Origin of the sequence: Solimonas soli DSM 21787 (assembly GCF_000474945.1) — a bacterium.
GTDB lineage: Bacteria > Pseudomonadota > Gammaproteobacteria > Nevskiales > Nevskiaceae > Solimonas > Solimonas soli.
Genome location: NZ_AXDW01000004.1, coordinates 191022 through 213200, shown reverse-complemented (window position 1 = coordinate 213200; position 22179 = coordinate 191022). Strand labels below are relative to the sequence as shown.

Sequence of the window (22179 nt, the reverse complement as noted above, 5' to 3'; positions counted from 1 at the left end):
ACGACATGCGCCAGGGCGCCACCTATCTCGGCGCCGGCCGCACGCGCTTCGCCCTGTGGGCGCCGGCGCAGCAACGCGTACAGCTGCTCGTCGACGACGCGGCGCCGCAGCCGATGCGGCGCGGCGACGACGGCTGGTTCGAGCTCGAAGCCCCCTGCGCGCCGGGCTGCGGCTATCGCTACCTGCTCGACGACGAGCTCGCGGTGCCCGATCCCGCTTCGCGCGCGCAGCGCGGCGACGTGCACGACGCCAGCCTCGTCGTCGACCCGCGCGCCTACGCCTGGCGACACGGCGAATGGCGCGGCCGGCCCTGGCACGAGACCGTGCTCTACGAGCTGCACGCCGGCTGCTGCGGCGGCTTCCGCGGCGTCGCCGCGCGCCTGCCGGCGCTCGCCGCGCTCGGCATCACGGCGATCGAGCTGATGCCGATCAACGATTTTCCGGGCGCGCGCAACTGGGGCTACGACGGCGTGCTGCCCTACGCGCCCGACGCCAGCTATGGCACGCCGGACGAACTCAAGTCGCTGATCGACGCCGCGCACGGCCTGGGCCTGATGGTGTTCCTCGACGTCGTCTACAACCACTTCGGCCCGGACGGCAATTACCTGCACGCCTACGCGCCGAGTTTCTTCCGCGCCGACCAGCACACGCCCTGGGGCGCTGCGATCGACTTCCGCCGCCGCGAGGTGCGCGACTACTTCATCGACAACGCGCTGTACTGGATTCACGAGTACCGCGTCGACGGCCTGCGCTTCGACGCCGTGCACGCGATCGGCGAGCGCGATTTCCTCATCGACCTGGCGCGGCGCGTGCGCGCGTCCGTCGAAGCGGGCCGGCAGGTGCATCTGGTGCTCGAGAACGAGCATAACGACGCCGCCCTGCTCGGCCACGGCGCGCGCGACGATGCCGAGGCGCTCTACGACGCGCAGTGGAACGACGACGCGCACAACAGCATTCATGTGCTGCTGACCGGCGAGCAGGACGGCTACTACGCGAATTACGCCGACCGGCCGATGACGCATCTGGCGCGCGTGCTCGCCGAGGGCTTCTGCTACCAGGGCGAACCGGCCGCGAGCCTCGGCGGGCGGCGGCGCGGCACGCCGAGCGCGCAGCTGCCGCCGACCGCCTTCGTGTTCTTCCTGCAGAACCATGACCAGATCGGCAACCGCGCCTTCGGCGAGCGCCTGCAGACGCTGAGCGACGCCGATTCGCTGCGCGCCGCCATCGCCCTGCAGCTGCTCTGCCCGCAGATCCCGCTGCTGTTCATGGGCGAGGAATGGGGCAGCCGCACGCCGTTCCTGTTCTTCACCGACCATCACGGCGAGCTCGCGCCGAAGGTGACCGAGGGCCGGCGCGCCGAGTTCGCGAAATTCGCCGCCTTCGCCGACGCCGCGCAGCGCGAGCGCATTCCCGACCCCAATGCCGCGAGCACCTACCTGCATTCGGTGCCCGACGCCGGCGAAGCGGCCTGCGCCGAGCACGCCGCCTGGCTCGGCTACTACGGCGAGCTGCTCGCCCTGCGTCGTCGCCACCTCACGCCGTATCTGCCGCAGGCTCGCGGCGGCCGCACGCAACTGTTCGGCCGTCGCGGCGTGCTCGCGCAGTGGACGCTCGGCACCGGCCGCGCGCTGAGCATCGCCGCGCAATGGGACGCCGGCGAAGCGCCGCTGCCGATGCTGCCGCCCGGCCGCCTGCTGTTCTGCAGCCGCGAGGGCGCGCTGAGCGAAGCGACGCTGCGCGGGCCCTGTTGCTGCGTGTTTCTCGACGAACCATCGGAATCTGCACGGGAGTCCACGTGAGCAGCGATCTGCAGCGTCTTGCCGCCAATGCCGGTATCGCCTTGCGCTGGATCGACTATCGCGGCGCGCCGCAGGAGGTGGGCGAGGCCTCGCTGCGCGCCCTGCTCGGCGCGCTCGACCTGCCCTGCGCGACGCCCGCGCAGATCCGCGACAGCGAGGCACGCCTGAGCATCGAGGCGGCGATGCTGCCGCCGCTGCTGACCGCGGTGTCCGGCGGCTCGCTGTTCGTGCCGTCGCCGGCGCTGAGCGGGCGGCGGCTGCCGCTGCACCTCGAAGCGGGCGGCAAGACGGAACTGCTGTTCGAGGCCGAAGCCGGCGGCGCCTGCGCGCACATCGCCGTCGCGCCCGGCTATCACCGTCTCGAACTGCCGGCCGGCGAGGCCCTGACCATCGCCGTCGCGCCGCCACGCGCCTTCGGCGTGCGCGACGTGCGCGGCGCGGCGCCGCGCGTCTGGGGCCTCGCCGCGCAGATCTACGCGCTGCGCCGCCGCGGCGACGCCGGCATCGGCGACTTCACCGCGCTCGCCGACTTCGCCGAGCGTTGCGCGGCGGCCGGTGCCGACGCCCTGGCGGTGAGCCCGGTGCACGCGCTGTTCTCGGCCGACGTCCATCACTTCAGCCCCTACGCGCCGTCGAGCCGCCTGTTCCTCAACGTCCTGCACGCCGACCCGGCCCTGCTGCTCGGCAGCGGGCCGTGGCAGGAGCTGGTCGCCGAACTGGGCCTCGGCGACGAACTGGCGCGGCTCGAAGCGCTGTCGCTGGTCGACTGGCCGGCATCCGGCCGCGTGCGCCTCGCGCTGCTGCGCGCCGCCTTCGCCCGCCTCGCGCCGCGTCTCGGCGCGGGCGATCCGCTCGGCGAGGAATTCGCGGCCTTCGTGCGCGCCGGCGGCGAAGCGCTGCTCGATCACGCGCGCTTCGAGGTGCTGCATGCGCAGCAGTTCGCCGCCGGCCGCTGGTCCTGGCGCGAATGGCCGCAGGCGCTGCGCGATCCGCGCGCGCCCGCCGTCGCCGAAGCGGCGGCGGCACAGCCCGAAGAGCTGCGCTTCCATCTGTTCGCGCAGTGGCTCGCCGCGCGCGGGCTGGCGCAGGCGCAGCGCGCGGCGCGCGAGGCCGGCATGGCGATCGGCCTGATCGGCGATCTGGCGGTCGGCACCGACGCCAGCGGCAGCCACGCCTGGAGCCGCCAGACCGAGATGCTCGACGGCGTCTCGGCCGGCGCGCCGCCGGACATGCTCAATGCGCTCGGCCAGAGCTGGGGGCTCGCCGCCTTCTCGCCGCGCGCCTTGCGCCGGCACGGCTACGGCGCCTTCCTCGAGATGCTGCGCGCCGCCCTGCGCCACGTCGGCGGCCTGCGCATCGACCACGTGCTCGGCCTGATGCGCCTGTGGCTGGTGCCGCAGGGCGCCACCGCGCGCGAGGGCGCCTACCTGCACTGCCCCTTCCAGGATCTGCTGCGCCTGGTCGCCCTGGAATCGCATCGTCACCGCGCGGTGATCGTCGGCGAGGACCTCGGTACGGTGCCGGAGGGCATACGCGAAGCGCTGTACGGCGCCGGCCTGATGGGCATGCGCGTGCTGTGGTTCGAGCGCGACCACGGCCTGTTCGTCGAGCCGGCACGCTGGCCGCGCGAAGCGATGGCGACCACCACCACGCACGATCTGCCGACCGTCGCCGGCTGGTGGGCGGGCCGCGACATCGACTGGCGCGAACGACTCGCGCTGTTCGCGCCCGGCAGCGACGCGGCGCGCGAGCACGCCGAGCGCGCCGAGGAGCGCCGCAAGCTGTGGGGCGCCTTGCGCTACGCCGGCGTCGCCGACGGCGAGGCGGTGCCGGCACCGGACGATGCGGCGCCGGTGATCGGCGCGGCGCTGCGCTTCGTGGCGCGCACGCCGGCCGAACTCGCCATCGTGCCGGTCGAGGACATCGCCGGCCTCGTCGAGCAGCCGAACCTGCCCGGCACGACCCGCGAGCATCCGAACTGGCAACGGCGCCTGCCGGCGGAAGCGTCGGAACTGTTCGCCGCGCCGGAGGCGCAGCAGCGTCTCGCCGCGCTCGCCAGCGAGCGGCCGGCGACGCGATGAGCAAGCCGACCGAGATCCGCGCCACGCTGCGCCTGCAGCTGCACCGCGACTTCGGCTTCGACGCGGCGCGCGCACAGCTGCCCTATCTCGCGGCGCTCGGCGTCAGCCATCTGTATCTGTCGCCGATCCTCACCGCGCGCAGCGGTTCGCTGCACGGCTACGACGTCGTCGATCACGGCGCGATCAACCCGGAGCTGGGCGGCGAAGCGGGCTTCCGCGCGCTGGTCGCGGCAACGCGCGAGCGCGGCATGGGCGTGATCGTCGACATCGTGCCGAACCACATGGCGGTCGGCGAGCACGACAACGCCTGGTGGCTGGACGTGCTCGAATGGGGCCGCGACAGCCGCTACGCGGCGTTCTTCGACATCGACTGGGACGTCGACGATCCGGCGCTGCACGGCCGCCTCTGCGCGCCCTTCCTCGGCAAGCCCTACGGCGAAGCCCTCGCAGACGGCGAGCTCGCGCTGTCGTTCGACGCCGCGCGCGGGCGCCTGTACGTCGCCTACTACGATCACCATTTCCCGCTCGCGCCGCAGGTCTACGCGCCGCTGCTGCGCAGCGGCGGCGGCGCGCTCGCCGATCCCGCGCGGGTCTTCCACGCCGCGCTCGCGCGCCGCGGCCGCGCCGCGCGCTGGAGCGCCTTCGACGACGCGCGCGCCGCGCTCGCCGCCGCCGCGCAGCGCGACGACGTGCGCGCGGCGCTCGACGCGCTGCTCGCGCGCTATCGCCGCGACGAGCAGGCCGGCGCGGCCGGCGACGCGCGCCGGCGCGAGCAGCTGCATCGGCTCTGCGAACGCCAGCACTGGCGGCTGGCCTGGTGGCGCACCGCCGCCGACGAGATCAACTGGCGCCGCTTCTTCGACGTCATCAGCCTCGCCGCGCTGCGCGCCGACGAGGGTGCCGTCTTCGAGGCCACGCACGCGCTCGTCTTCCGCCTCTACGCCGAGGGCCTGATCGACGGCGTGCGCATCGACCACATCGACGGCCTCGCCGATCCGCGCGCCTATTGCCGGCGCCTGCGCGCGCGCCTCACGCAGCTGCAGGCACAGCGGCCGCAGGCGCTGCGTGGCGAGCCGTACATCGTCGCCGAAAAAATCCTCGCGCCGCGCGAGAAGCTGGCACGCGACTGGCGGCTCGACGGCACCTCCGGCTATGTGTTCATGAACGAGGTGTCGGCGGTGCTGCACGACCGCGGCGGCGCCGGCGCGCTGTCGGCGCTGTGGAGCGAATGCAGCGGCTACAGCGGCAACTTCGAGCAGGAGGCCGAGCGCGCGCGGCGGCGCATTCCCCAGGAACTGTTCGCCGCCGACTTCGAGGCCTGCGCGCGCAGCCTGCACCGCATCGCCCGCCTCGATCCGCTGACGCGCGACTGGACCCTGGCGGCGATTCGCCGCGTGCTCGCCGAGCTGCTCGCGCATTTCCCCGTCTACCGTACCTACGTCGACGCGCGCGGCCGTTCGCAGGACGACGCCGCGATCATGCGCAAGGTGAGCGAGGCGGCGCGCGCCAGCTGCCGCCCGGCCGAGCGGGCGCTCGTCGAGCAGATCGACCGCTGGCTGTCCGGCGTGCCGGCCGGCGCCGGCAATCCGCAGCGCCAGCTGCATCGCCGCGCCATCGCGCGCTTCCAGCAGCTCACGCCGCCGGTCGCCGCCAAATCCATCGAGGACACCGCGTTCTACCGCTACGGCGTGCTGGTCTCGCGCAACGAGGTCGGCGCCGATCCGGCGCATTTCGCGATCAGCGTCGAGGCCTTTCATCACGCCTGCCGCGAACGCCTGCGCCGCTTTCCGCGCGCGATGCTCGCCACCGCCACGCACGATCACAAGCGCGGCGAGGATCTGCGCGCGCGGCTCGCGCTGCTCAGCGCGATGCCCGGCCGCTGGGCCGAACTCGTCAGCGGCTGGCGCGCGCTCAACGCGCAGCGCAAGCCGGTGATCGACGGCGTGCGCGGCCCCGATGCGACGGACGAGTACATCCTTTACCAGATGCTGGTCGGCGCCTGGCCGCCCGGCCTGCGCGGCGACGACGCCGAAGGCCGCGCGCAGTTCTGTGCGCGTCTGGCCGCCTGGCAGGAAAAAGCGGCGCGCGAAGCCAAGCGGCGTTCCGGATGGGCGGAGCCGAATCTCGCCTACGAGCGCGCCGCGCTCGAATTCCTCGAAGCGCTGCTCGGGCAGCACGGCGACTTCGTCGCGCAGCTCGTCGCCTTCGTCGAGTCGATCGGCGCCGCCGGCGCCGTCAACGGCCTGGCGCAGACCGCGCTGCGCCTGACCACGCCGGGCGTGCCCGACACCTACCAGGGCTGCGAGTTCTGGGACTTCAGCCTCGTCGATCCGGACAACCGCCGTCCCGTCGACTACGCGGCGCGCAGCGCGGCGCTCGCCTCGCGCGACGACGACGCGACGCTCCTGCGCCACTGGCACGACGGCCGCGTCAAGCAGCGCCTGATCGCGCGCCTGCTGCAGCTGCGCGCCGCGCAGCCGGCGCTGTTCGGCGAGAAAAGCAGCTACATGCCGCTGGCCGTGGAAGGCGCGCGCGGCGCGAACCTGATCGCCTTTGCGCGGCAGGCGGGCAGTGCGCGCCTGGTCGTCGTCGTGCCGCGCCTGCCGCAGGCACTGCTCGACGACAGCGGTGCGCTGACCTTCGACCCGGCGCGCTGGGCCGACACCGCGGTGCGCCTGCCGGCCGGCTGGCGCGATCTGCGCTGGACGACGCTCGACGGCGACAGCTTCAGCGCCGGCGCGCAGCTCGCCGCTGCGCAGCGGTTCGGGCGCTGGCCGCTGGCTGTCCTGCACGCAGCCTGAGCGCCATCTGCGCTTCACCGATCTGACGCAATGAATTCCTAGGCTGGCGCAGCGCGGACAGGGCCGCGCCCGCCCGAGGATTCATCGTGACGACCGCAGCGCGCAGATCCTGCGCACGTTCCTTCAGCCGCTTCGCCCTCGCCGCCGCCTTCACCACGCTGTCCGCCTGCGGCGGCGATCACGGCAACGGCGACGGCGCGCCGCCGACCGACGCCAGGCTGCACTGCGCGCCGGAGCCCGGCGACACCACGCTCGCGCAAGCCTGTTCGACCACGAACGGAGCGGCGTCGTGAGCCTCGACCGCCGCCGCTTCCTGCAGCTCGCCGGCGGCGCGGTGCTGGCCGGCACCTTGCCGCCGAGCATCCGCCGCGCGCTCGCCATCCCCGCCAACAACCGCAAGGGCACGATCGAGGACGTCGAACACGTGGTGATCCTCATGCAGGAGAACCGCGCCTTCAATCACTACTTCGGCACCCTGCCCGGCGTGCGCGGCTTCGGCGACCGCATCACCATTCCGCTGCCCGACGGCCGCAGCGTCTGGCAGCAGCGCTACGCGCCGGACGGCGAGACGCCGCGCATCATCCTGCCGTACCACCTCGATCAAGCGAAGGGCAACGCGCAGCGCGTCAGCGGCACGCCGCACGGCTGGAGCGACGCGCACGGCGCCTGGGACAACGGCCGCATGAGCCAGTGGCCGACGTTCAAGAAGCCGCAGTCGATGGGCTATTACGAGGCAGCGGAAGTGCCGTTCCAGCGCGCGCTCGCCGAGGCGTTCACGATCTGCGACGCCTACCACTGCGCGATTCACAGCAGCACCAATCCGAACCGTCTCTTCCACTGGACCGGCAGCAACGATCCGGCCGGCATCAACGGCGGCCCGGCGACCAGCAACCAGTGGGACTCGCTGGGCCCGTCGAGCGAGGGCTACACGTGGAAGACCTATCCCGAACGGCTCGAGGACGCGGGCGTCAGCTGGAAGCTGTACCAGTATCTGCCGAACAACTTCACCGACAATCCGCTCGCCGGCTTCAAGCCGTATCGCGCCGCCAACGAAGCGCACGGCAACGACAGCGACGGCTCGCCGTATCCGCCGTACCGCGACGCCGACAGCGTCAACAATCCGCTCTACAAGGGCATCGCCAACACTCTGCCGAACGGCGGCGTGCTGAACCCGAACATGCTGAAGGGCTTTCGCGACGACGTCGCCGCCGGCCGCCTGCCGCAGGTGTCGTGGATCGTGGCGCCGGACGCCTATTCCGAGCATCCCGGCCCGTCGAGCCCGGTGCAGGGCGCCTGGTACATCCAGGAAGTGCTCGACGCGCTCACCGCGCAGCCGGATGTCTGGAGCAAGACCGTGCTGCTCGTCAACTTCGACGAGAACGACGGCTTCTTCGATCACCTGCCGCCGCCCTGCGCACCCTCGCTCGACGCCAACGGACAGCGCCTCGGCCGCTCGACGATTCCGCTCGACGGCGAGACGCACAGCGACGGCCTCGTCTACGGACCCGGCCCGCGCGTGCCGATGACGGTGATCTCGCCGTGGAGCCGCGGCGGCTGGGTATGCAGCGAAACCTTCGACCACACCTCGGTGCTGCGCTTCCTCGAAGCGCGCTTCGGCGTGCGCGAGACCAACATCTCGCCGTGGCGGCGCGCCGTCTGCGGCGATCTCACCTCCGCGTTCAATTTCGTCAACCCGAATGACGAGCTGCCGTCCGGCCTGCCGACGCGCAGCAAGGGCGAGGCCGACGCGCTGCGCGCCGCGCAGGGCTTTCGCCCGCAGATCGCCGTGCCGGACGAATCCGCGCAACGACTACCGGTGCAGCCGCTGGCGCTGCGCCCTTCGCGCGCCCTGCCTTACGAGCTGCACGCGACCGCGCGCGTCGACGCCGCCAGCCGGCGCCTCGCGCTGCTGTTCGCCAACACCGGCAGCGCCGCCGCGGTGTTTCACGTCTACGACAAGCTGCATCTCGACCGCGGCCCGCGCCGCTATGGCGTCGAGCCCGGCAAGACCCTGCAGGACGACTGGAACCTCGCCGACGACGACGGCGGCTACGATCTCTGGGTGCTCGGCCCGAACGGCTGGCATCGCCACTTCATCGGCAAGGCATCGGCGCCCGCCGGCGGCAGCGATCCGGAAATCCGCGTCTGCTACGCGCCGGACGATCGTCTCGTGCACCTCGACCTGCGTAACCACGGCACCAAAGCCTGCCGCTTCACGATCACGCCGAACGCCTACTACGACGACGCGCCGGCCACCATCGACATTGCGCCCGGCAAGAGCGCCACCTGGCAGCGCGCGCTGACCGCCAGCCACAACTGGTACGACTTCACGGTGAAAACCGACGGCGACGCCAGCTTCACACGCCGCTTCGCGGGGCGCATCGAGAATGGCCAGCCGCTGATGTCGGATCCGGAGATGGGGCTGCCGGCCTGAGACGAATCGGCGGGCGCCGCCGCCACGTCCCCTCGCGGGGGCTGAGAGTTGATTCAGCTCTGCCCTCTTCGCTCAGAAAGGGCCGGTGAAGCACCGATCACCCGCCGCACGTGAACGCTCTGAACCCGCCGGCCTCCTGCGGACGACCGCTGCCGCGCGAATGCCAGCGTTGCGCGACGAAAGCCGTCACTTCTGTCCATTGCCGACGCCGGCATACTCAGCGCGGCGCGAGCTTGCGTTTGCCACCGCGCAGCGATACCACGCGCAAGCTCCGGTCAGATCCTGTGCGAGGCCCGCAGGCTTTGCCGCCTCACGCCCACACCGCCGCGCCCAGCTCGAACGGATGCGACATCGCCGGATGCGTCGGGCGGATGCGGAAGCGCAGTTTCTGCAAACCCGGCAGCGGTGCGATCGCCGCGCCGAAATGCGAGACGCCGTCGCCGCTCGCCAGTGCGCCGAGCGCGATGGTCTTGTGCGCGCGGAAGCGGCCGTTGACCTCCTGGCCGATCAGGCATTCGACGATGACGTCGGCCGGCTGCAGGCCGTTGAGCTGCGCTTCGACGCTGACATTGAGCGGCTCGCCCTGCGGCAGCACGGCCGGCAGTTCGGGCACGCGCAGCGTGACGCCGCCCCAGCGTTCGCGCAGATGGCGCTTCCAGGCGGCGTAGTCGCGGGCCATGGCGTGGCCGTTGGCCGACAGCCGCGCTGACTGCCGCGCCGCCGGTCCGTAGAAGCCGCGCACGTAGTCCATCACCATGCGCGCCGAGTTGAAGCGCGGGATCAGCGTCTTCATCGAGTTCTTGCTGATGCGGATCCACTCCGGCGCGTAAGCCTCGTTGTCGGCGCCCCAGTACAGCGGTACGACCTGCTGTTCGAGGATGTCGAGCAGCTGCTGCGATTCCTCCTCGTCGCGCTTGCGCCGCGCCACTTCGTCGCCGAGCAGCGCATACCAGTAGCGCGGATCGATGGGTTTGATGGCGAACCCGTTCGGGCCGTCCGGGCCTTCGCCGACATAGCCTTCATCCCACCAGCCGTCGAGCACCGAGACGTTGACCACGCCGTTGATGCCGGCCTTCTCGCCCGAGGTGCCGCTCGCTTCCTGCGGATATTCGGGGTTGTTGAGCCAGACGTCGCAGCCCTGCACGAGGTTGCGCGCCAGCAGCATGTCGTAGCCCTCGACCATGATCAGGCGGCCGATGAACTGCGGTTTCATGCTGGTCTCGTAGAGCTTCTGGATCAGCGCCTGGCCGGGCTGGTCCTTGGGATGCGCCTTGCCGGCGAAGATGAGGATCGCCGGCCGCTGCGGATCGCCGAGCAGGCGCGCCAGACGCTCCTCGTCGGAGAGGATCAGCGTGGCGCGCTTGTAGGTGGCGAAGCGGCGCGCGAAGCCGAGCACGAGCGCCTTGCTGTTGGGATCGCCGACGTAGCGCGTGGCGCGCGCGATGATGGTCTCCGGCACGCCGTTGCGCGCCAGCTGGCGGCGCACGCGCGCGGCGATGTCGATCAGCAGGTCGCGCTTGAGCTGGCGGCGCACGGCGACGTAGCGGTCATACGGGATGCTGTCGATGCAGCGCCAGAAGTCGCGGTCGAGCAGGCTCTTGCGCCAGGCGCGGAAGCTGTCGTGGAACAGCCGCGTCCACGCCCGCGCGATGAAGGTGTGCATGTGCACGCCGTTGGTGACGTGGCCGATCGGGTTCTCGTCCGGCGTCACCTGCGGCCACATGTAGCTTTCCATGCGGCTGGCGACACCGCCGTGGATCTTCGACACGCCGTTGTGGAAGCGGCTGCCGCGCAGCGCCAGCGAGGTCATGTTGAAGCGGTCGCCGCCATGCTGGTCGGCGCCGAGCCCGAGCAGCGTCGCCTCCTCGGTGCCGAGCTGCGCGAGCAGACGGCCGAGGAACCAGCGCAGCTGGGCGTGATGGAAGATGTCATGGCCGGCCGGCACCGGCGTGTGCGTGGTGAACACCGTGGCGGCGGCGACGGCTTCGAGGCTCGCGTTGAAATCGAGCCCGGCGGCGACGCCCTCGCGGATGCGTTCGAGGATCTGGAAGGCGGCGTGGCCTTCGTTGATGTGCCAGACGGTCGGCACGCGGCCGAGCGCGCGCAGGGCGCGCACGCCGCCGACGCCGAGCACGGTCTCCTGCTGGATGCGCGTGTCGGAGTCGCCGCCGTAGAGCTGATCGGTGATGCGGCGATCGGCGTCGGTGTTCTCCGGCACGTCGCTGTCGAGCAGGTACAGGGAGACGTGGCCGATCTTCGCCTCCCAGACGCGCAGCACCACGTCGCGCTCGGCGATCTCGACGCGCACGCGGATCTCGCCGCCGGCCGCGTCGCGGCACAGCGTGACCGGCAGCTCGTCGAAGTCGACGGTGTGCGCATTGGCCTGCTGGCGGCCCTGCGCGTCGATGGTCTGCGTGAAATAGCCCTGGCGATACAGCAGGCCGACGGCGACGAAGGGCACACCGAGATCGCTGATCGCCTTGCAGTGGTCGCCGGCGAGGATGCCCAGGCCGCCGGAGTAGATCGGCAGGCTCTCGTGCAGGCCGAACTCGGCGCAGAAATAGGCGACGAGATCGTGCTCGGGACGCAGATGCTTGTCGATGTCCGGCCGGCTGCCGCCGGCCATGTAGGAGTCGAAGGACGACAGCGCGCGGCTGTAGTCCTCGAGGAAATCGCGGTCCTCGGCGAGCTGGTCGAGCACGTCCTGCGACATGCGGCGCAGCACGATCTTGGGATTGTTCTCGCAGCTGAGCCACAGCTTGGGGTCGAGACGCCAGAACACGCGGCGGATGTCGCGGTCCCAGGCGTAGGCCAGGTTGCCGGCCAGTTCCTCGAGGCGGTGCAGCGCGTCCGGAATTCGGGGGCGGGTTTCGAGGGTGAGTGTCGTCGTCACCAGAGCGTTCCTGTTCGGTTCGGTGGGCCATCGCGGCGCCGGCCGCCGCTGCGTCCGGGCCTGGCATACGAATGCACGGATCAGGCCAGCGCCGGCAGCCGTGGGCGAAGGGCATGGTCAGTATTATCGCTTTCAGGCGCACGGTCACCCTGTCATGCTCGATCCGGCTCCTGTCTTCCCGGGGGGGACCGATGGATCTCATGGTGGCGCTGCACCAGGAGCGGCGCCCGCGCCGGCTGTATCGCCTGCATTTCGCGACACCAGGTTTCGAGGAGGAGTTCCGCGGCTGGCAGCGCCAGCGCTACCGGACGACGCGCATGCTGCTGTTCGGCGTCTTCGCGCTGACGGTACTGCTGACGCCGCTCTTCGGCGTCACGCTGTTCGAGGTCGGTGCCGATGCGCAGCCCCTGCTGCGCGCCATTCACTGGCGGCTGATGCTGCCGGCGGCGCTGTGCGGCGTGGCGGCCGGCTTCGTGCGCGGCATCGATCTGGCGCGCGGCCTGCAGACCGCCGCGGTGCTCGGCCTGTGGGGCGGCATACTGGCGATGCGCTGGCTGTCGCTGCACGGCGCCTGGAACTACGCCAGCCCCCTGCTCGCGCTCGGCGTGCTCGGCGTCGCGCTGTTCGGCGGCTACAGCTGGCGACGCGTCGCCTCCGGCACGCTGCTGTTCGCCAGCCTGTCGATCGCCATCGAATCGCGGGCCGCCGCGCCGGGCTCGCACGCCGCGCTGCAGATCTACACGCTCGTGGCGATCTTCGCGACGACGCTGGCCGGCGCCTTCTCGCACGAGCTGATGTCGCGGCTGATCTGGCTGAATCACCGCTACAACCTGTTGATGGCGGCGACCGACCGCCTGACCGGCCTCGCCAATCACTACGAGTTCCACCGCTCGCTGGAGCGCGTCCTGGCGCATGCGGCGCGCGAGCAGCGCGCGCTCGCCGTCGCGCTCATCGATCTCGATCACTTCAAGTCGATCAACGACCGCTACGGCCATCTGTTCGGCGATCGCGTGCTGCGCGATGTCGGCGCGCTGCTGCGCAACGAAGTGGCGCGCCGCCCGCTCGACGTCCGCGCGCGCTACGGCGGCGAGGAACTGGCCATTCTCTGGTACGACGTCAAGCCGGCCGCCGTGCCCGGCCTCGTCGAAAGCGTGCTCGATCAGCTCCGCAACCTGCCATTCAGCGATCCGGCGAGCGGCCAGCGCGTGCGCGTCACCGCCAGCGCCGGTGCCTGCTGGCTGGTGCCGAACGAGACGACGCGACCCGAGGATGTGCTGCACTGCGCCGACCTGCTGCTCTATTGCGCCAAGTCGGAAGGCCGCGATCGCGGCTGCCTGGCGCCGTTCAACAACGCCCTGCAGACGATCAGCGCCACGCCGGCGGCGCCGAAAGCCGTGCGCAGCCACGTGCTGCACGGCGATCTGCTCGAATAGGGCGCGCGCCGCCCGGCGTCCCGCCGCGCCGGCCGGCAGACGCAAGGCCCGCGCCGACCGTTACACTGCGCGCCCATGATTTCGCTCCAGTCCCTCACCCTGCGCCGCGGCGCGCGCGCGCTGCTCGAAGATGTTTCGCTGACGATCTATCCCGGCTGGCGCGTCGGTGTGGTCGGCCGCAACGGCACCGGCAAGTCGACGCTGTTCGCGGCCATCAGGGGCGAGCTCGACGCCGACAAGGGCGGCCTGTCGCTGCCGAAAGACATCGCCATCGCCGCGGTTGCCCAGGAAACGCCGTCGCTGCCGGATCTCGCGATCGAGTTCGTGCTCGACGGCGACGTCGAGCTGCGCCAGCTCGAAACGCGCCTGACCAAGGCCGAGGCCGAGCACGATCTCGAGCGCATCGCCGCGATCCACGAGCGTCTCAACGTGATCGGCGGCTACGCGGCGCGCGCACGGGCGGCGACGCTGATGCACGGCCTCGGCTTCGCGCACGAGGCGGAGCAGCGGCCGGTCGCCAGCTTCTCCGGCGGCTGGCGCATGCGCCTCAACCTGGCGCGCGCGCTGATGTGCCGCTCGGACCTGCTGCTGCTCGACGAGCCGACCAACCATCTCGATCTCGACGCGGTGCTCTGGCTGCAGGAATGGCTGGTGTCGTATCCGGGCACCCTGCTGCTGATTTCGCACGACCGCGAGTTCCTCGACGCGGTGACGACGCAGACCCTGCACCTGGAGAACCGGAAAGCCGTCCTGTACAGCGGCAACTACTCGCAGTTCGAGCGCCAGCGCGCCGAGAAGCTGACCCTGCAGGCCGCGCAATACGACAAGCAGCAGCGCGAGATCGCGCACCTGCAGAACTTCATCCGCCGCTTCAAGGCCAAGGCCAGCAAGGCCACGCAGGCGCAGAGCCGCGTCAAGGCGCTGGAGCGCATGGAGCTCGTCGCCGCCGTGCATGCCGATTCGGAATTCTCGTTCAGCTTCCCGGTGCCCGAACGCCTGCCGGCGCCGCTGATCCGCTTCGACAAGGTCACCGCCGGCTATGGCGAGAAGAAGATCCTCGCCAACCTCAAGCTGCTGGTCGGGCCCGGCGACCGCATCGGCCTGCTCGGCCCGAACGGCGCCGGCAAGTCGACGCTGGTGCGCACGCTGGCCGGCGAGCTGCCGCCGCTGGCCGGCGGCGCGATGCGCGATCCGCATCTGCGCGTCGGCTACTTCGCCCAGCACACCACCGACAGCCTCGACCCGCAGGCCTCGCCGTTCCTGCATCTGAAACGCCTCGATCCGCGCGCCAACGAACAGAGCCTGCGCAACTTCCTCGGCAGCTTCAATTTCCGCGGCGACCGCGCGATGGAGAAGGTCGAGCCCTTCTCCGGCGGCGAAAAGGCACGCCTCGCGCTGGCGCTGGTCGTCTACCAGAAGCCGAACCTGCTGCTGCTCGACGAGCCGACCAACCATCTCGATCTCGACATGCGCCACGCGCTCGAACAGGCCCTGCTCGACTATCCGGGCGCGCTGGTCGTGGTCTCGCACGATCGTCACCTGCTGACCAGCACCTGCGAAACCTTCTGGCTGGTCGCCAACGGCGAAGCCCAGCCCTTCGACGGCGACCTCGACGACTACGCGCGCTGGCTGCGCACGCGCGACAGCACGCCGGGCGCAGCGAAGCCGGCGGCCGCGAGACCGCCCGCGGCGACACGCCGCGACGCCGCCGAGCTGCGCGCGCTGACCAGGCCGCTGCGCGAGGCGATCGGCAGGCTCGACAAGCAGATGACCAGGCTGCAGGCCGAGCTGGCGACCGTCGACGGCAAGCTCGGTGATCCGGCGATCTACGAATCCGCGCGCAGCGCCGACCTGCGCGAAGCGCTGGCCCGCCAGGCGACGCTGCGCCAGCAGCTGGCGACCGCCGAGGAGCAATGGCTGGCGACCACCGAACAGCTGGACGCGCTCGAAGCCGGCTGAGCGTTCGCCAGCCGTTCGCGGCGCCAAAGCCGGCGCTCGATCACGGAGCGCCGGGAATGTCGCGTGCTAGCATCGCGACATCGGGGAAAGGCCGCCACCAGGCCGGCCACGCACGCCATGAATCAAGCCGCCGTCGACTCCAGCCTGTTCCGCCAGTACGTGCCGCTCAACGCCCTGCGCAGCGAGAGCCAGCGCGATCTCGCGCGCAAGGCGGCGCTGCTGCAGGCGCACGACGGCGATTACCTGTTCCGCGCCGGTGATGCGGCGCCGCAGGCGCTCTATCTGGTCGCCGGCGAGCTGCAGCTCGAATCGGCGGCCGGCAAGCCGCTGTCCCGGCTGCGCGGCGGCGATCCGGCGGCCGCGCACCGCATCGCCCACCAGTCGCCGCGCACGGTGTCGGCGCGCTGCGTCGGCGACGTGCAGGTGCTGGCGATCGACGCCGGCCTGCTCGACGTGGTGCTGACCTGGGACCAGACCGGCCAGTTCGTGGTCGGCGATCTGGCGACCGACACCGCCAGCGTCGCCGACGACTGGATGACGCGCCTGCTGCAGATGCGCACCTTCCAGCTGGTGCCGCCGGCGAAGCTGCAGGCGATGTTCATGCGCCTGCAGAAGCTCGGCGCCGAGCCCGGCCAGACCATCGTCAAGCAGGGCGACGCCGGCGACTACTTCTACGTGATCGTCGAAGGCAAGTGCATCGTCACCCGCGAGCAGGCCGGGCTCGCCAAGCCGGTCCGCCTGGCCGAGCTCGAATCCGGCTCCTGCTTCGGCGAGGAGGCGCTGATCTCCGAGGAACGCCGCAACGCCACGGTGACGGCGCTGACCCGGGTCAGCCTCATGCGCCTCGCCAAGGCCGATTTCCGCACCCTGCTCAACGAACCGCTGGAGCGGCGCATCAGCCTCGCCGACGCGCAGAAGCTGGTCGACGCCGGCCGCGCGCAGTGGCTCGACGTGCGCCTGCCGAGCGAGTTCCAGAACCAGCACCTGCCCGGCGCGCTCAACCTGCCGCTCTACATGCTGCGCCTCAAGCTGGCGACGCTCGACAGCAAGACCACCTGGATCGTCTGCTGCGACACCATGCGGCGCAGCGCGGTCGGCTTCTTCGTGCTGACGCAGAAGGGTTTCGATGCCTACGTGCTCGAACCCGGTCTGCGGCCGAAGGGCTGAGGCCGCGCAAAGACCGGGATTTCCCGCGTTGCGGCGCGCCGCGCGAGCGGCGATCGTAGCGGCGTCCCGAGGTGCCGGAGCCCGCTCATGATGCGCTGGATCGCTGCGCTGTCGCTGATCACCCTCGCCTTCGCGGCGGCGGCCGCCACCAGGAACCGTTCGCCGGACGCGCCGCCGGCGCCGGCGGCGCTGTTCGCCATCGCCGATCGCGTCGATGCCGCGCAGTTGCGCGCGACGATCGAGGCGCTGGTCGCTTTCGGCACGCGCCACACCCTGTCCGACACGCAATCGGAAAGCCGCGGCATCGGCGCGGCGCGGCGCTGGGTGCAGGCGCGTTTCGCGGCGATCGGCGCCGACTGCGACGGCTGCCTCAGCGTCGTCACGCCGGCGCAGACGTTCACCGGCGCGCGCATGGCGCAGCCGACCGCCGTCGTCGATGTGGTCGCCGTCCAGCGCGGCAGCGACGATCCGCAGCGCGTCATCGTCATCTCCGGTCATCTCGATTCGCGCGTCAGCGACGTCATGGACGCGACCAGCGACGCGCCGGGCGCCAACGACGACGCTTCCGGCGTGGCGGCCGTCATCGAAGCCGCCCGCGTGCTGTCGAAATACCGCTTCCGCGCCACCCTGGTCTATGCCGCGCTGTCCGGCGAGGAACAGGGCCTGTACGGCGCCAAGGTGCTCGCCGGCTACGCCAGGGCACAGGGCTGGCAGGTGCAGGCCGATCTCAACAACGACATCGTCGGCAACAGCGAAGGCCAGGACGGCACGCGCGAGACCGACGTCGTGCGTGTCTTCTCCGAGGGCACCCGCAGCCTGGAGACGCTCGACGAGGCGAAGTACCGCCGCTACCACGGCGGCGAGGTCGATTCGCCGTCGCGCAATGTCGCGCGCTACATGGCCGCGCTCGCCGAGCGCTATCTGCCGAACTTCACGGTGCGCATGGTCTACCGCACCGATCGCTACGGCCGCGGCGGCGACGAGGTGCCGTTTCTCGAAGCGGGCTACCCGGCCGTGCGCGTCACCGAGGCGCACGAGAACTACGCGCGCCAGCACCAGGACCTGCGCAGCGAAAACGGTGTGCGCTACGGCGACACGATCGATGGCGTCGACTTCGCCTACCTCGCCAGGGTCACGCGCCTCAACGCCATCACCATGGCGCAGATGGCCTGGGCGCCGGCGCCGCCGGACGGCGTCGACGTCGAGGGCGCCCTGCGCGCGGACACGACCGTGAAGTGGAACGCCGTGCCGGGCGCCGCCGCGTATCGCGTCTGGTGGCGCGACACCACGGCCGCGCAGTGGCAGCACAGCCGCGACGCCGACGGCAAGGCCACGAGCCTCGTGCTGCAGAACGTGGTCGTCGACGACCAGTTCTTCGGCGTCAGCAGCGTCTCGGCGGAGGGCTTCGAGAGTCCCGTGGTGTTTGCCGGCGCGGCCGGGCGATTCTGAGCTTCAGCGCTCCGGCAGCGCCTCGCGCAGGTCGGCCGTTTCGTCGTCGTCCATCGTCACCGAAGCGGCGCGGGCGGCGGCGACCAGCGGCAGATCGATCGGCCGGTAGCCGTGGGCGGGCGTGTTCAGCGTTTCGGCCACGTAGCGCAGGATGCTGACGAACTCCTCGTCCTTCATCCGCCCGCGATAGGTCAGCATGAGGCCCTGATACGGCTGGCCCTGCACGCGGATCGGCCCCGCATAGCCCTGCATGACGATGCGCGTGACGTAGGCGCGGCCGGCCTCGCTGGCGAGCCAGCCGCTCATGCCGGTCAGCGGCGGGAAATGCCCGACGACGCCCTGCCCGTCCGCCTGGTGGCAGGGCGCGCAACGCTTCAGGTAGGACGCCTGTCCGTCATCGGCGCGACCGGCGCACGGCAGCAGCGCCAGGCACAGGCCGAGGACCGGCCACATGGAAAAACGCATCGCGGAACCTCCATCGAACGAAGTCCGCTCCGCAAATACGGGGCCAGACGGTCGCGCGATGCGGCGGGCGCCGGAGCAAAGCCTTACATCGTGTGCGTCGGCCGGTCGGCGCCCAGCGCGCCGGCCAGCAGGCCTTCGATCTTCTTCTGCGTGGCGCCGCCATCCTGGGCGCTGAACTGCACGCCGATGCCCTGCACGCGCTTGTTCTGCGCGCCCTTCGGCGTCACCCAGACGACCTTGCCGGCGACCGGCAGGCGTTCCGGATTCTCCATGAGCGTGAGCAGCATGAAGACCTCGTCGCCGAGGCGGTAATCCTTGTTGGTCGGGATGAACAGGCCGCCATTCTTCACGAACGGCATATAGGCGACGTAGAGCGCCGACTTGTCCTTGATGTGCAGGGTCAGGATGCCGGGCGGTGCGCCGCCGACGCGCGGAGGCGTGCTCATGACGCCGTCAACCGCGTGAAGGATTGCCGTGCGCAGCAGGGGCATCCCGGACTCGGGAGCCGATGCCGGCGCGGCAGCACGCAAGCGGTATGGGAGTCGGTCAGGGGCATGCAGAAGGCGATCCGGTCGCTCGAGACCCGCATCTTAAGCTCAGCGCCGCTCGGGCGGTATCGCGCCGACTTCGGCGAGCAGCGCCGCGTGCGCGGCGGGGTCGACGGGCCGATGCAGCGGCCGGGTGGCGGCCGGATAGCGGCCGAGGAAATTGCCCTTGCGGCGATCCTGCGCCGGACGCACCGGCCGCGGCGCGAAGCCGCCGCCGCAATTCGGGCAGACGTTCTTCAGGACCCGCTCGACGCAGTCGGCGCAGAAGGTGCATTCGAAGCTGCAGATGCGCGCGTCGGTGGCGTCCGGCGGCAGCGCCCTGGCGCAGTGTTCACAGACGGGCCGCAGTTCGAGCATCGTCTCCTCCTTCAACGCGTGGCGACCGGCGGCGCGGCGCGGCTCAGGCGCAGCCAGCGCACGAACAGCGATTCCATCAGCAGCTGCGGCTGCGCGTTGCCGGCGGCGCGGCGCTGCGCATCGAAGACGTCCTGCATCATCTGCGCGATCGATTCGCGGCGCGGCAGCGGCGCGCCGAGCTGGGCGCGCAGCTGCTCGGTCAGCCACTGCTGCGCCCATTGCAGATGCTCGCCGACGCTGTCCTTGTCGATCGCCGCCGCCGCCGTCAGCGGATCCTTGCGGCCGCTGCCGACCGCGCTCCACAGGTCCGCCCACTGCCGGCGCAGGGCGATGCCGTCGCCTCGCGCGAGCTCGAGCGCGCGCAGCGGCGCGCCGAGCGCGAGACGCAGCGCGTCGTCGTCGCGCACGCCCTGCTCCGCCATCCAGGCGCGCGCCGCCGCTTCGTCGGGCGCGGCAAAGCGCAGGCGCTGGCAGCGGCTGCGCAGCGTCGGCAGCAGCGCCTGCGGGCGCTCGGTGACGAGCACGAGATGCGTGCCGGCCGGCGGCTCTTCGATGGTCTTCAGCAGCGCATTGGCGCTGCTCGCGTTGAGCAGGTCGGCCGGCTCGATCAGCGCGTAGCGATCGCTGCCGTAATGGCTGGCGAGGCCGAGCGTGCCGATCAGGCTGCGCGCCGCGTCGATCGTGATGTCGCGACGCTTGCGATCCTCGTCCGGCTCCCAGTGCACGAGACCCTGCTCGGCATGGCCATCGGCGGTCGGCGCGAGACCGAGATGGCCGTCGACGCCGACCACGCTGGCGTTCGGGTGCGTGCCGGCGCCGAGCTGCACACAGCTGCGGCACTGGCCGCAGGCGTAGCCGCTGCGCTGCTCGCACAGCGCGAAGGCGATCAGCGCACGCGCGAACCAGCGCTTGCCGATGCCGGCGCCGCCGATCATCAGCAGCGCGTGCGGCAGGCGCTGTTGCAGGATCAGCGAAGTCTGCTCGAGCCACAGGTCCTGCTGCCAGGGCAGCGGGCGCCAGAACGCCGTGCCTTTCATGCGGACGGCGGCCCGACGAAGCCGAGACGCGCGGCCAGCGCCTCGGCGACCGCGGCGCTCACCGCTTCCGGTTCGCGCGACGCGTCGATCACCACGAAGCGCTCCGGCTCGGCCTGCGCGCGCGCCAGGAAGATTTCGCGCACCCGGCGCTGGAAGTCCAGGGCTTCCTGCTCGAAACGGTTGTTGTCGTCGCCGCGCTCCTGCGTGCGGCGCAGGCCGAGCTCGGGGTCGATGTCGAACAGCAGCGTGACATCGGGCTTGCGCTTGCCGAGCACCATGCGCTCCAGCATGCGCAGCCGGCGCTCGGTGATGCCCTTGCGGCCGCCCTGGTAGGCGTAGCTCGAATCGACGAAGCGGTCGCTGACCACGTCGCGGCCGGCGGCGAGCGCCGGCTTGATGGTGGTGTTCCAGTGCGCGGCGCGCGCCGCGAACATCAGCAGCGTTTCGGTCGACGGCGCGATGCCTTCGGCCCAGTCGCCGAGCACGAGATGGCGGATCGCTTCGGCCAGCGGCGAACCGCCGGGCTCGCGCGTCAGCAGCACCTGGCGGCCGCGCGCTTCGAGCCAATCGCGGATGTAGCGCGCCTGCGTCGACTTGCCGGCGCCCTCGCCGCCTTCGAGCGTGATGAAGCGTCCGCGTGTCGTCATGGGCCTTGCTGCTTTTTCTTGCGCGACGGGCTGGCTGGTTTCGAATTCGCTTCGGGGTTCACGTCCGGCCTGGCGTCCTGCCGCGGCTGCGCCGGCAATTGATACTGGCGCACCGCCGCATCGTGTTGTTCCAGCGTCTCCGAGAACTGATGCGTGCCGTCGCGTCTCGAGACGAAGAATAGCGCCTTGCCGTCGTCCGGATGCAAGGCGGCGTGGATCGCCGCGCGGCCCGGCAGCGCGATCGGCGTCGGCGGCAGTCCGGCGCGCGTGTAGCTGTTGTACGGGCCGTCGGTGGTCAGGTCGAGGCGGCGCAGATTGCCGTCGAAGGCGCTGCCGAGACCGTAGATGATCGTCGGATCGGTCTGCAGGCGCATGCCGAGCTGCAGACGCCGCACGAACACTCCGGCGATCTGCGCGCGCTCGGCGGGCACGCCGGTCTCCTTCTCGACGATCGAGGCCATGATCAGCGCGTCGTCGGGCGAGGCATACGGCAGGTCGGGCGCGCGCTGCTCCCATTCGGCGGCGAGCGTCTTCTGCATCGCCGCGTAGGCCTGGCGCAGCAAGGCCACGTCCGTGCTGTTCTTCGGAAAGCGATAGGTGTCGGGAAAGAAGCGACCTTCGGCGGCGATGCCGGGCGCGCCGATCGCCGCCATGATCGCGTCCGCCGTTGCATCGGCAGCGAGCGTCTGACGGATCATGTCATTGGCGCGGATCGCCTGCAGGGCCTGCGCGAAGGTCCAGCCCTCGACGATGCGCAGTTCGTGGACGATGGTGCGCCCGGACATGAACAGCTCCAGCGCGTCGAGCAGCGTCTGGTTCTGGTCGAGCCCGTACTCGCCGGTGCGGATGCGCGCGCCGAGCGCCCGCCAGCGCACGTAGAGCCGCAGATAGAAGGCGGCGCGCGCGCTCGGCAGCCACTGCCGCGTCTGCATGTCGGCGAGCACGCCGGCCAGCGTCTCGCCCTGCGCGATCTCGATCGTCTGCCAGCCGTCGACGCGCAGCGGCTCGTGCAGCTGCCGGTAGCCGTCGAACACCAGGCCGCCGGCGAGCAGCGCGAGCAGCAGCAGGAGGCGGCCGAGGAAGCGGAACAGGCGCATGTCGTGAGTGTT

Annotated in this window: 16 protein-coding genes; 9 read left to right on the top strand and 7 right to left on the bottom strand. The window is 71.2% G+C overall.

All coding sequences use genetic code 11. The annotated features are described in order from the left end of the window. The first annotated feature begins 5 nt into the window (after window positions 1-5). From treZ to K344_RS0103615, 5 genes are all read left to right on the top strand, one after another. Window positions 6-1799: a malto-oligosyltrehalose trehalohydrolase gene (gene treZ / locus K344_RS0103635; RefSeq protein ID WP_084196981.1), complete on the top strand. Its 1794-nt coding sequence runs from the start codon at window positions 6-8 to the stop codon at window positions 1797-1799. Beyond that, complete coding sequence (malQ, locus tag K344_RS20000; protein ID WP_043113682.1) at window positions 1796-3880, top strand: 4-alpha-glucanotransferase; 2085 nt, start codon at window positions 1796-1798, stop codon at window positions 3878-3880. Before treZ ends, malQ begins: the two co-directional genes overlap by 4 nt. Beyond that, on the top strand, window positions 3877-6681 hold the full coding sequence (gene treY, locus K344_RS0103625) for a malto-oligosyltrehalose synthase (protein WP_028079531.1): 2805 nt from the start codon (window positions 3877-3879) through the stop codon (window positions 6679-6681). Before malQ ends, treY begins: the two co-directional genes overlap by 4 nt. Window positions 6682-6767: 86 nt before the next feature. Further along, window positions 6768-6974 (top strand): hypothetical protein, encoded by a 207-nt coding sequence (locus K344_RS0103620; protein WP_028079530.1) that lies wholly within the window; start codon window positions 6768-6770, stop codon window positions 6972-6974. Further along, the gene (locus K344_RS0103615; RefSeq protein WP_028079529.1) at window positions 6971-9115 is read left to right on the top strand and encodes a phosphocholine-specific phospholipase C; all 2145 of its coding nucleotides are present in this window, start codon (window positions 6971-6973) and stop codon (window positions 9113-9115) included. Before K344_RS0103620 ends, K344_RS0103615 begins: the two co-directional genes overlap by 4 nt. A 310-nt stretch (window positions 9116-9425) precedes the next feature. Here the strand turns inward: K344_RS0103615 and glgP are convergent, their stop codons facing one another. After that, window positions 9426-12008 carry an alpha-glucan family phosphorylase gene (glgP, locus tag K344_RS0103610; RefSeq protein WP_028079528.1) on the bottom strand — a complete coding sequence of 861 codons (2583 nt, stop codon included), beginning with the start codon at window positions 12006-12008 and terminating at the stop codon, window positions 9426-9428. Between the two features lie 191 nt (window positions 12009-12199). Between glgP and K344_RS22765 the strand changes: the two genes are divergently transcribed. The 4 genes from K344_RS22765 to K344_RS0103590 all read left to right on the top strand — a co-directional run bounded on the left by K344_RS22765 (window position 12200) and on the right by K344_RS0103590 (window position 18016). Beyond that, window positions 12200-13441, top strand: coding sequence for a GGDEF domain-containing protein (locus tag K344_RS22765; protein WP_051361845.1), 1242 nt, complete (start codon window positions 12200-12202; stop codon window positions 13439-13441). A 75-nt stretch (window positions 13442-13516) separates the two neighbouring features. Next, window positions 13517-15400, top strand: a complete 1884-nt coding sequence (locus tag K344_RS0103600; RefSeq protein ID WP_028079527.1) for an ATP-binding cassette domain-containing protein — start codon at window positions 13517-13519, stop codon at window positions 15398-15400. Between the two features lie 117 nt (window positions 15401-15517). Beyond that, window positions 15518-16567 (top strand): cyclic nucleotide-binding domain-containing protein, encoded by a 1050-nt coding sequence (locus K344_RS19990; protein WP_043113679.1) that lies wholly within the window; start codon window positions 15518-15520, stop codon window positions 16565-16567. 90 nt (window positions 16568-16657) lie between these two features. Beyond that, the gene (locus K344_RS0103590) at window positions 16658-18016 is read left to right on the top strand and encodes a M20/M25/M40 family metallo-hydrolase (RefSeq protein ID WP_028079526.1); all 1359 of its coding nucleotides are present in this window, start codon (window positions 16658-16660) and stop codon (window positions 18014-18016) included. A gap of 3 nt (window positions 18017-18019) precedes the next feature. Here the strand turns inward: K344_RS0103590 and K344_RS19985 are convergent, their stop codons facing one another. From K344_RS19985 to mltG, 6 genes are all read right to left on the bottom strand, one after another. Then, entirely contained in the window at window positions 18020-18481 is a 462-nt protein-coding gene (locus tag K344_RS19985; protein WP_084196922.1) for a c-type cytochrome, read from the bottom strand. Window positions 18482-18564: 83 nt separating this feature from the next. Then, window positions 18565-18927: a PilZ domain-containing protein gene (locus K344_RS0103580; protein ID WP_028079525.1), complete on the bottom strand. Its 363-nt coding sequence runs from the start codon at window positions 18925-18927 to the stop codon at window positions 18565-18567. 150 nt (window positions 18928-19077) lie between these two features. Further along, window positions 19078-19386: a DUF1272 domain-containing protein gene (locus tag K344_RS0103575; protein ID WP_028079524.1), complete on the bottom strand. Its 309-nt coding sequence runs from the start codon at window positions 19384-19386 to the stop codon at window positions 19078-19080. An 11-nt stretch (window positions 19387-19397) separates the two neighbouring features. Next, the gene (locus K344_RS19980; protein WP_051361843.1) at window positions 19398-20423 is read right to left on the bottom strand and encodes a DNA polymerase III delta subunit-related protein; all 1026 of its coding nucleotides are present in this window, start codon (window positions 20421-20423) and stop codon (window positions 19398-19400) included. Further along, on the bottom strand, window positions 20420-21070 hold the full coding sequence (gene tmk / locus K344_RS0103565) for a dTMP kinase (protein ID WP_028079523.1): 651 nt from the start codon (window positions 21068-21070) through the stop codon (window positions 20420-20422). The genes K344_RS19980 and tmk overlap by 4 nt, the downstream gene beginning before the upstream one ends. Then, window positions 21067-22167 (bottom strand): endolytic transglycosylase MltG, encoded by a 1101-nt coding sequence (gene mltG / locus K344_RS19975; protein ID WP_051361842.1) that lies wholly within the window; start codon window positions 22165-22167, stop codon window positions 21067-21069. The genes tmk and mltG overlap by 4 nt, the downstream gene beginning before the upstream one ends. Window positions 22168-22179 lie beyond the last annotated feature (12 nt).

Bases quoted from the DNA above. Each gene is read 5' to 3' on its own strand.
- treZ (WP_084196981.1), top strand. From the start codon at position 6: ATGCGCCAGGGCGCCACCTATCTCGGCGCCGGCCGCACGCGCTTCGCC.
- treY (WP_028079531.1), top strand. From the start codon at position 3,877: ATGAGCAAGCCGACCGAGATCCGCGCCACGCTGCGCCTGCAGCTGCAC.
- K344_RS22765 (WP_051361845.1), top strand. From the start codon at position 12,200: ATGGATCTCATGGTGGCGCTGCACCAGGAGCGGCGCCCGCGCCGGCTG.
- K344_RS0103600 (WP_028079527.1), top strand. From the start codon at position 13,517: ATGATTTCGCTCCAGTCCCTCACCCTGCGCCGCGGCGCGCGCGCGCTG.
- K344_RS19990 (WP_043113679.1), top strand. From the start codon at position 15,518: ATGAATCAAGCCGCCGTCGACTCCAGCCTGTTCCGCCAGTACGTGCCG.
- K344_RS0103590 (WP_028079526.1), top strand. From the start codon at position 16,658: ATGCGCTGGATCGCTGCGCTGTCGCTGATCACCCTCGCCTTCGCGGCG.
- K344_RS19985 (WP_084196922.1), bottom strand. From the start codon at position 18,481: ATGCGTTTTTCCATGTGGCCGGTCCTCGGCCTGTGCCTGGCGCTGCTG.
- K344_RS0103580 (WP_028079525.1), bottom strand. From the start codon at position 18,927: ATGAGCACGCCTCCGCGCGTCGGCGGCGCACCGCCCGGCATCCTGACC.
- K344_RS0103575 (WP_028079524.1), bottom strand. From the start codon at position 19,386: ATGCTCGAACTGCGGCCCGTCTGTGAACACTGCGCCAGGGCGCTGCCG.
- K344_RS19980 (WP_051361843.1), bottom strand. From the start codon at position 20,423: ATGAAAGGCACGGCGTTCTGGCGCCCGCTGCCCTGGCAGCAGGACCTG.
- tmk (WP_028079523.1), bottom strand. From the start codon at position 21,070: ATGACGACACGCGGACGCTTCATCACGCTCGAAGGCGGCGAGGGCGCC.
- mltG (WP_051361842.1), bottom strand. From the start codon at position 22,167: ATGCGCCTGTTCCGCTTCCTCGGCCGCCTCCTGCTGCTGCTCGCGCTG.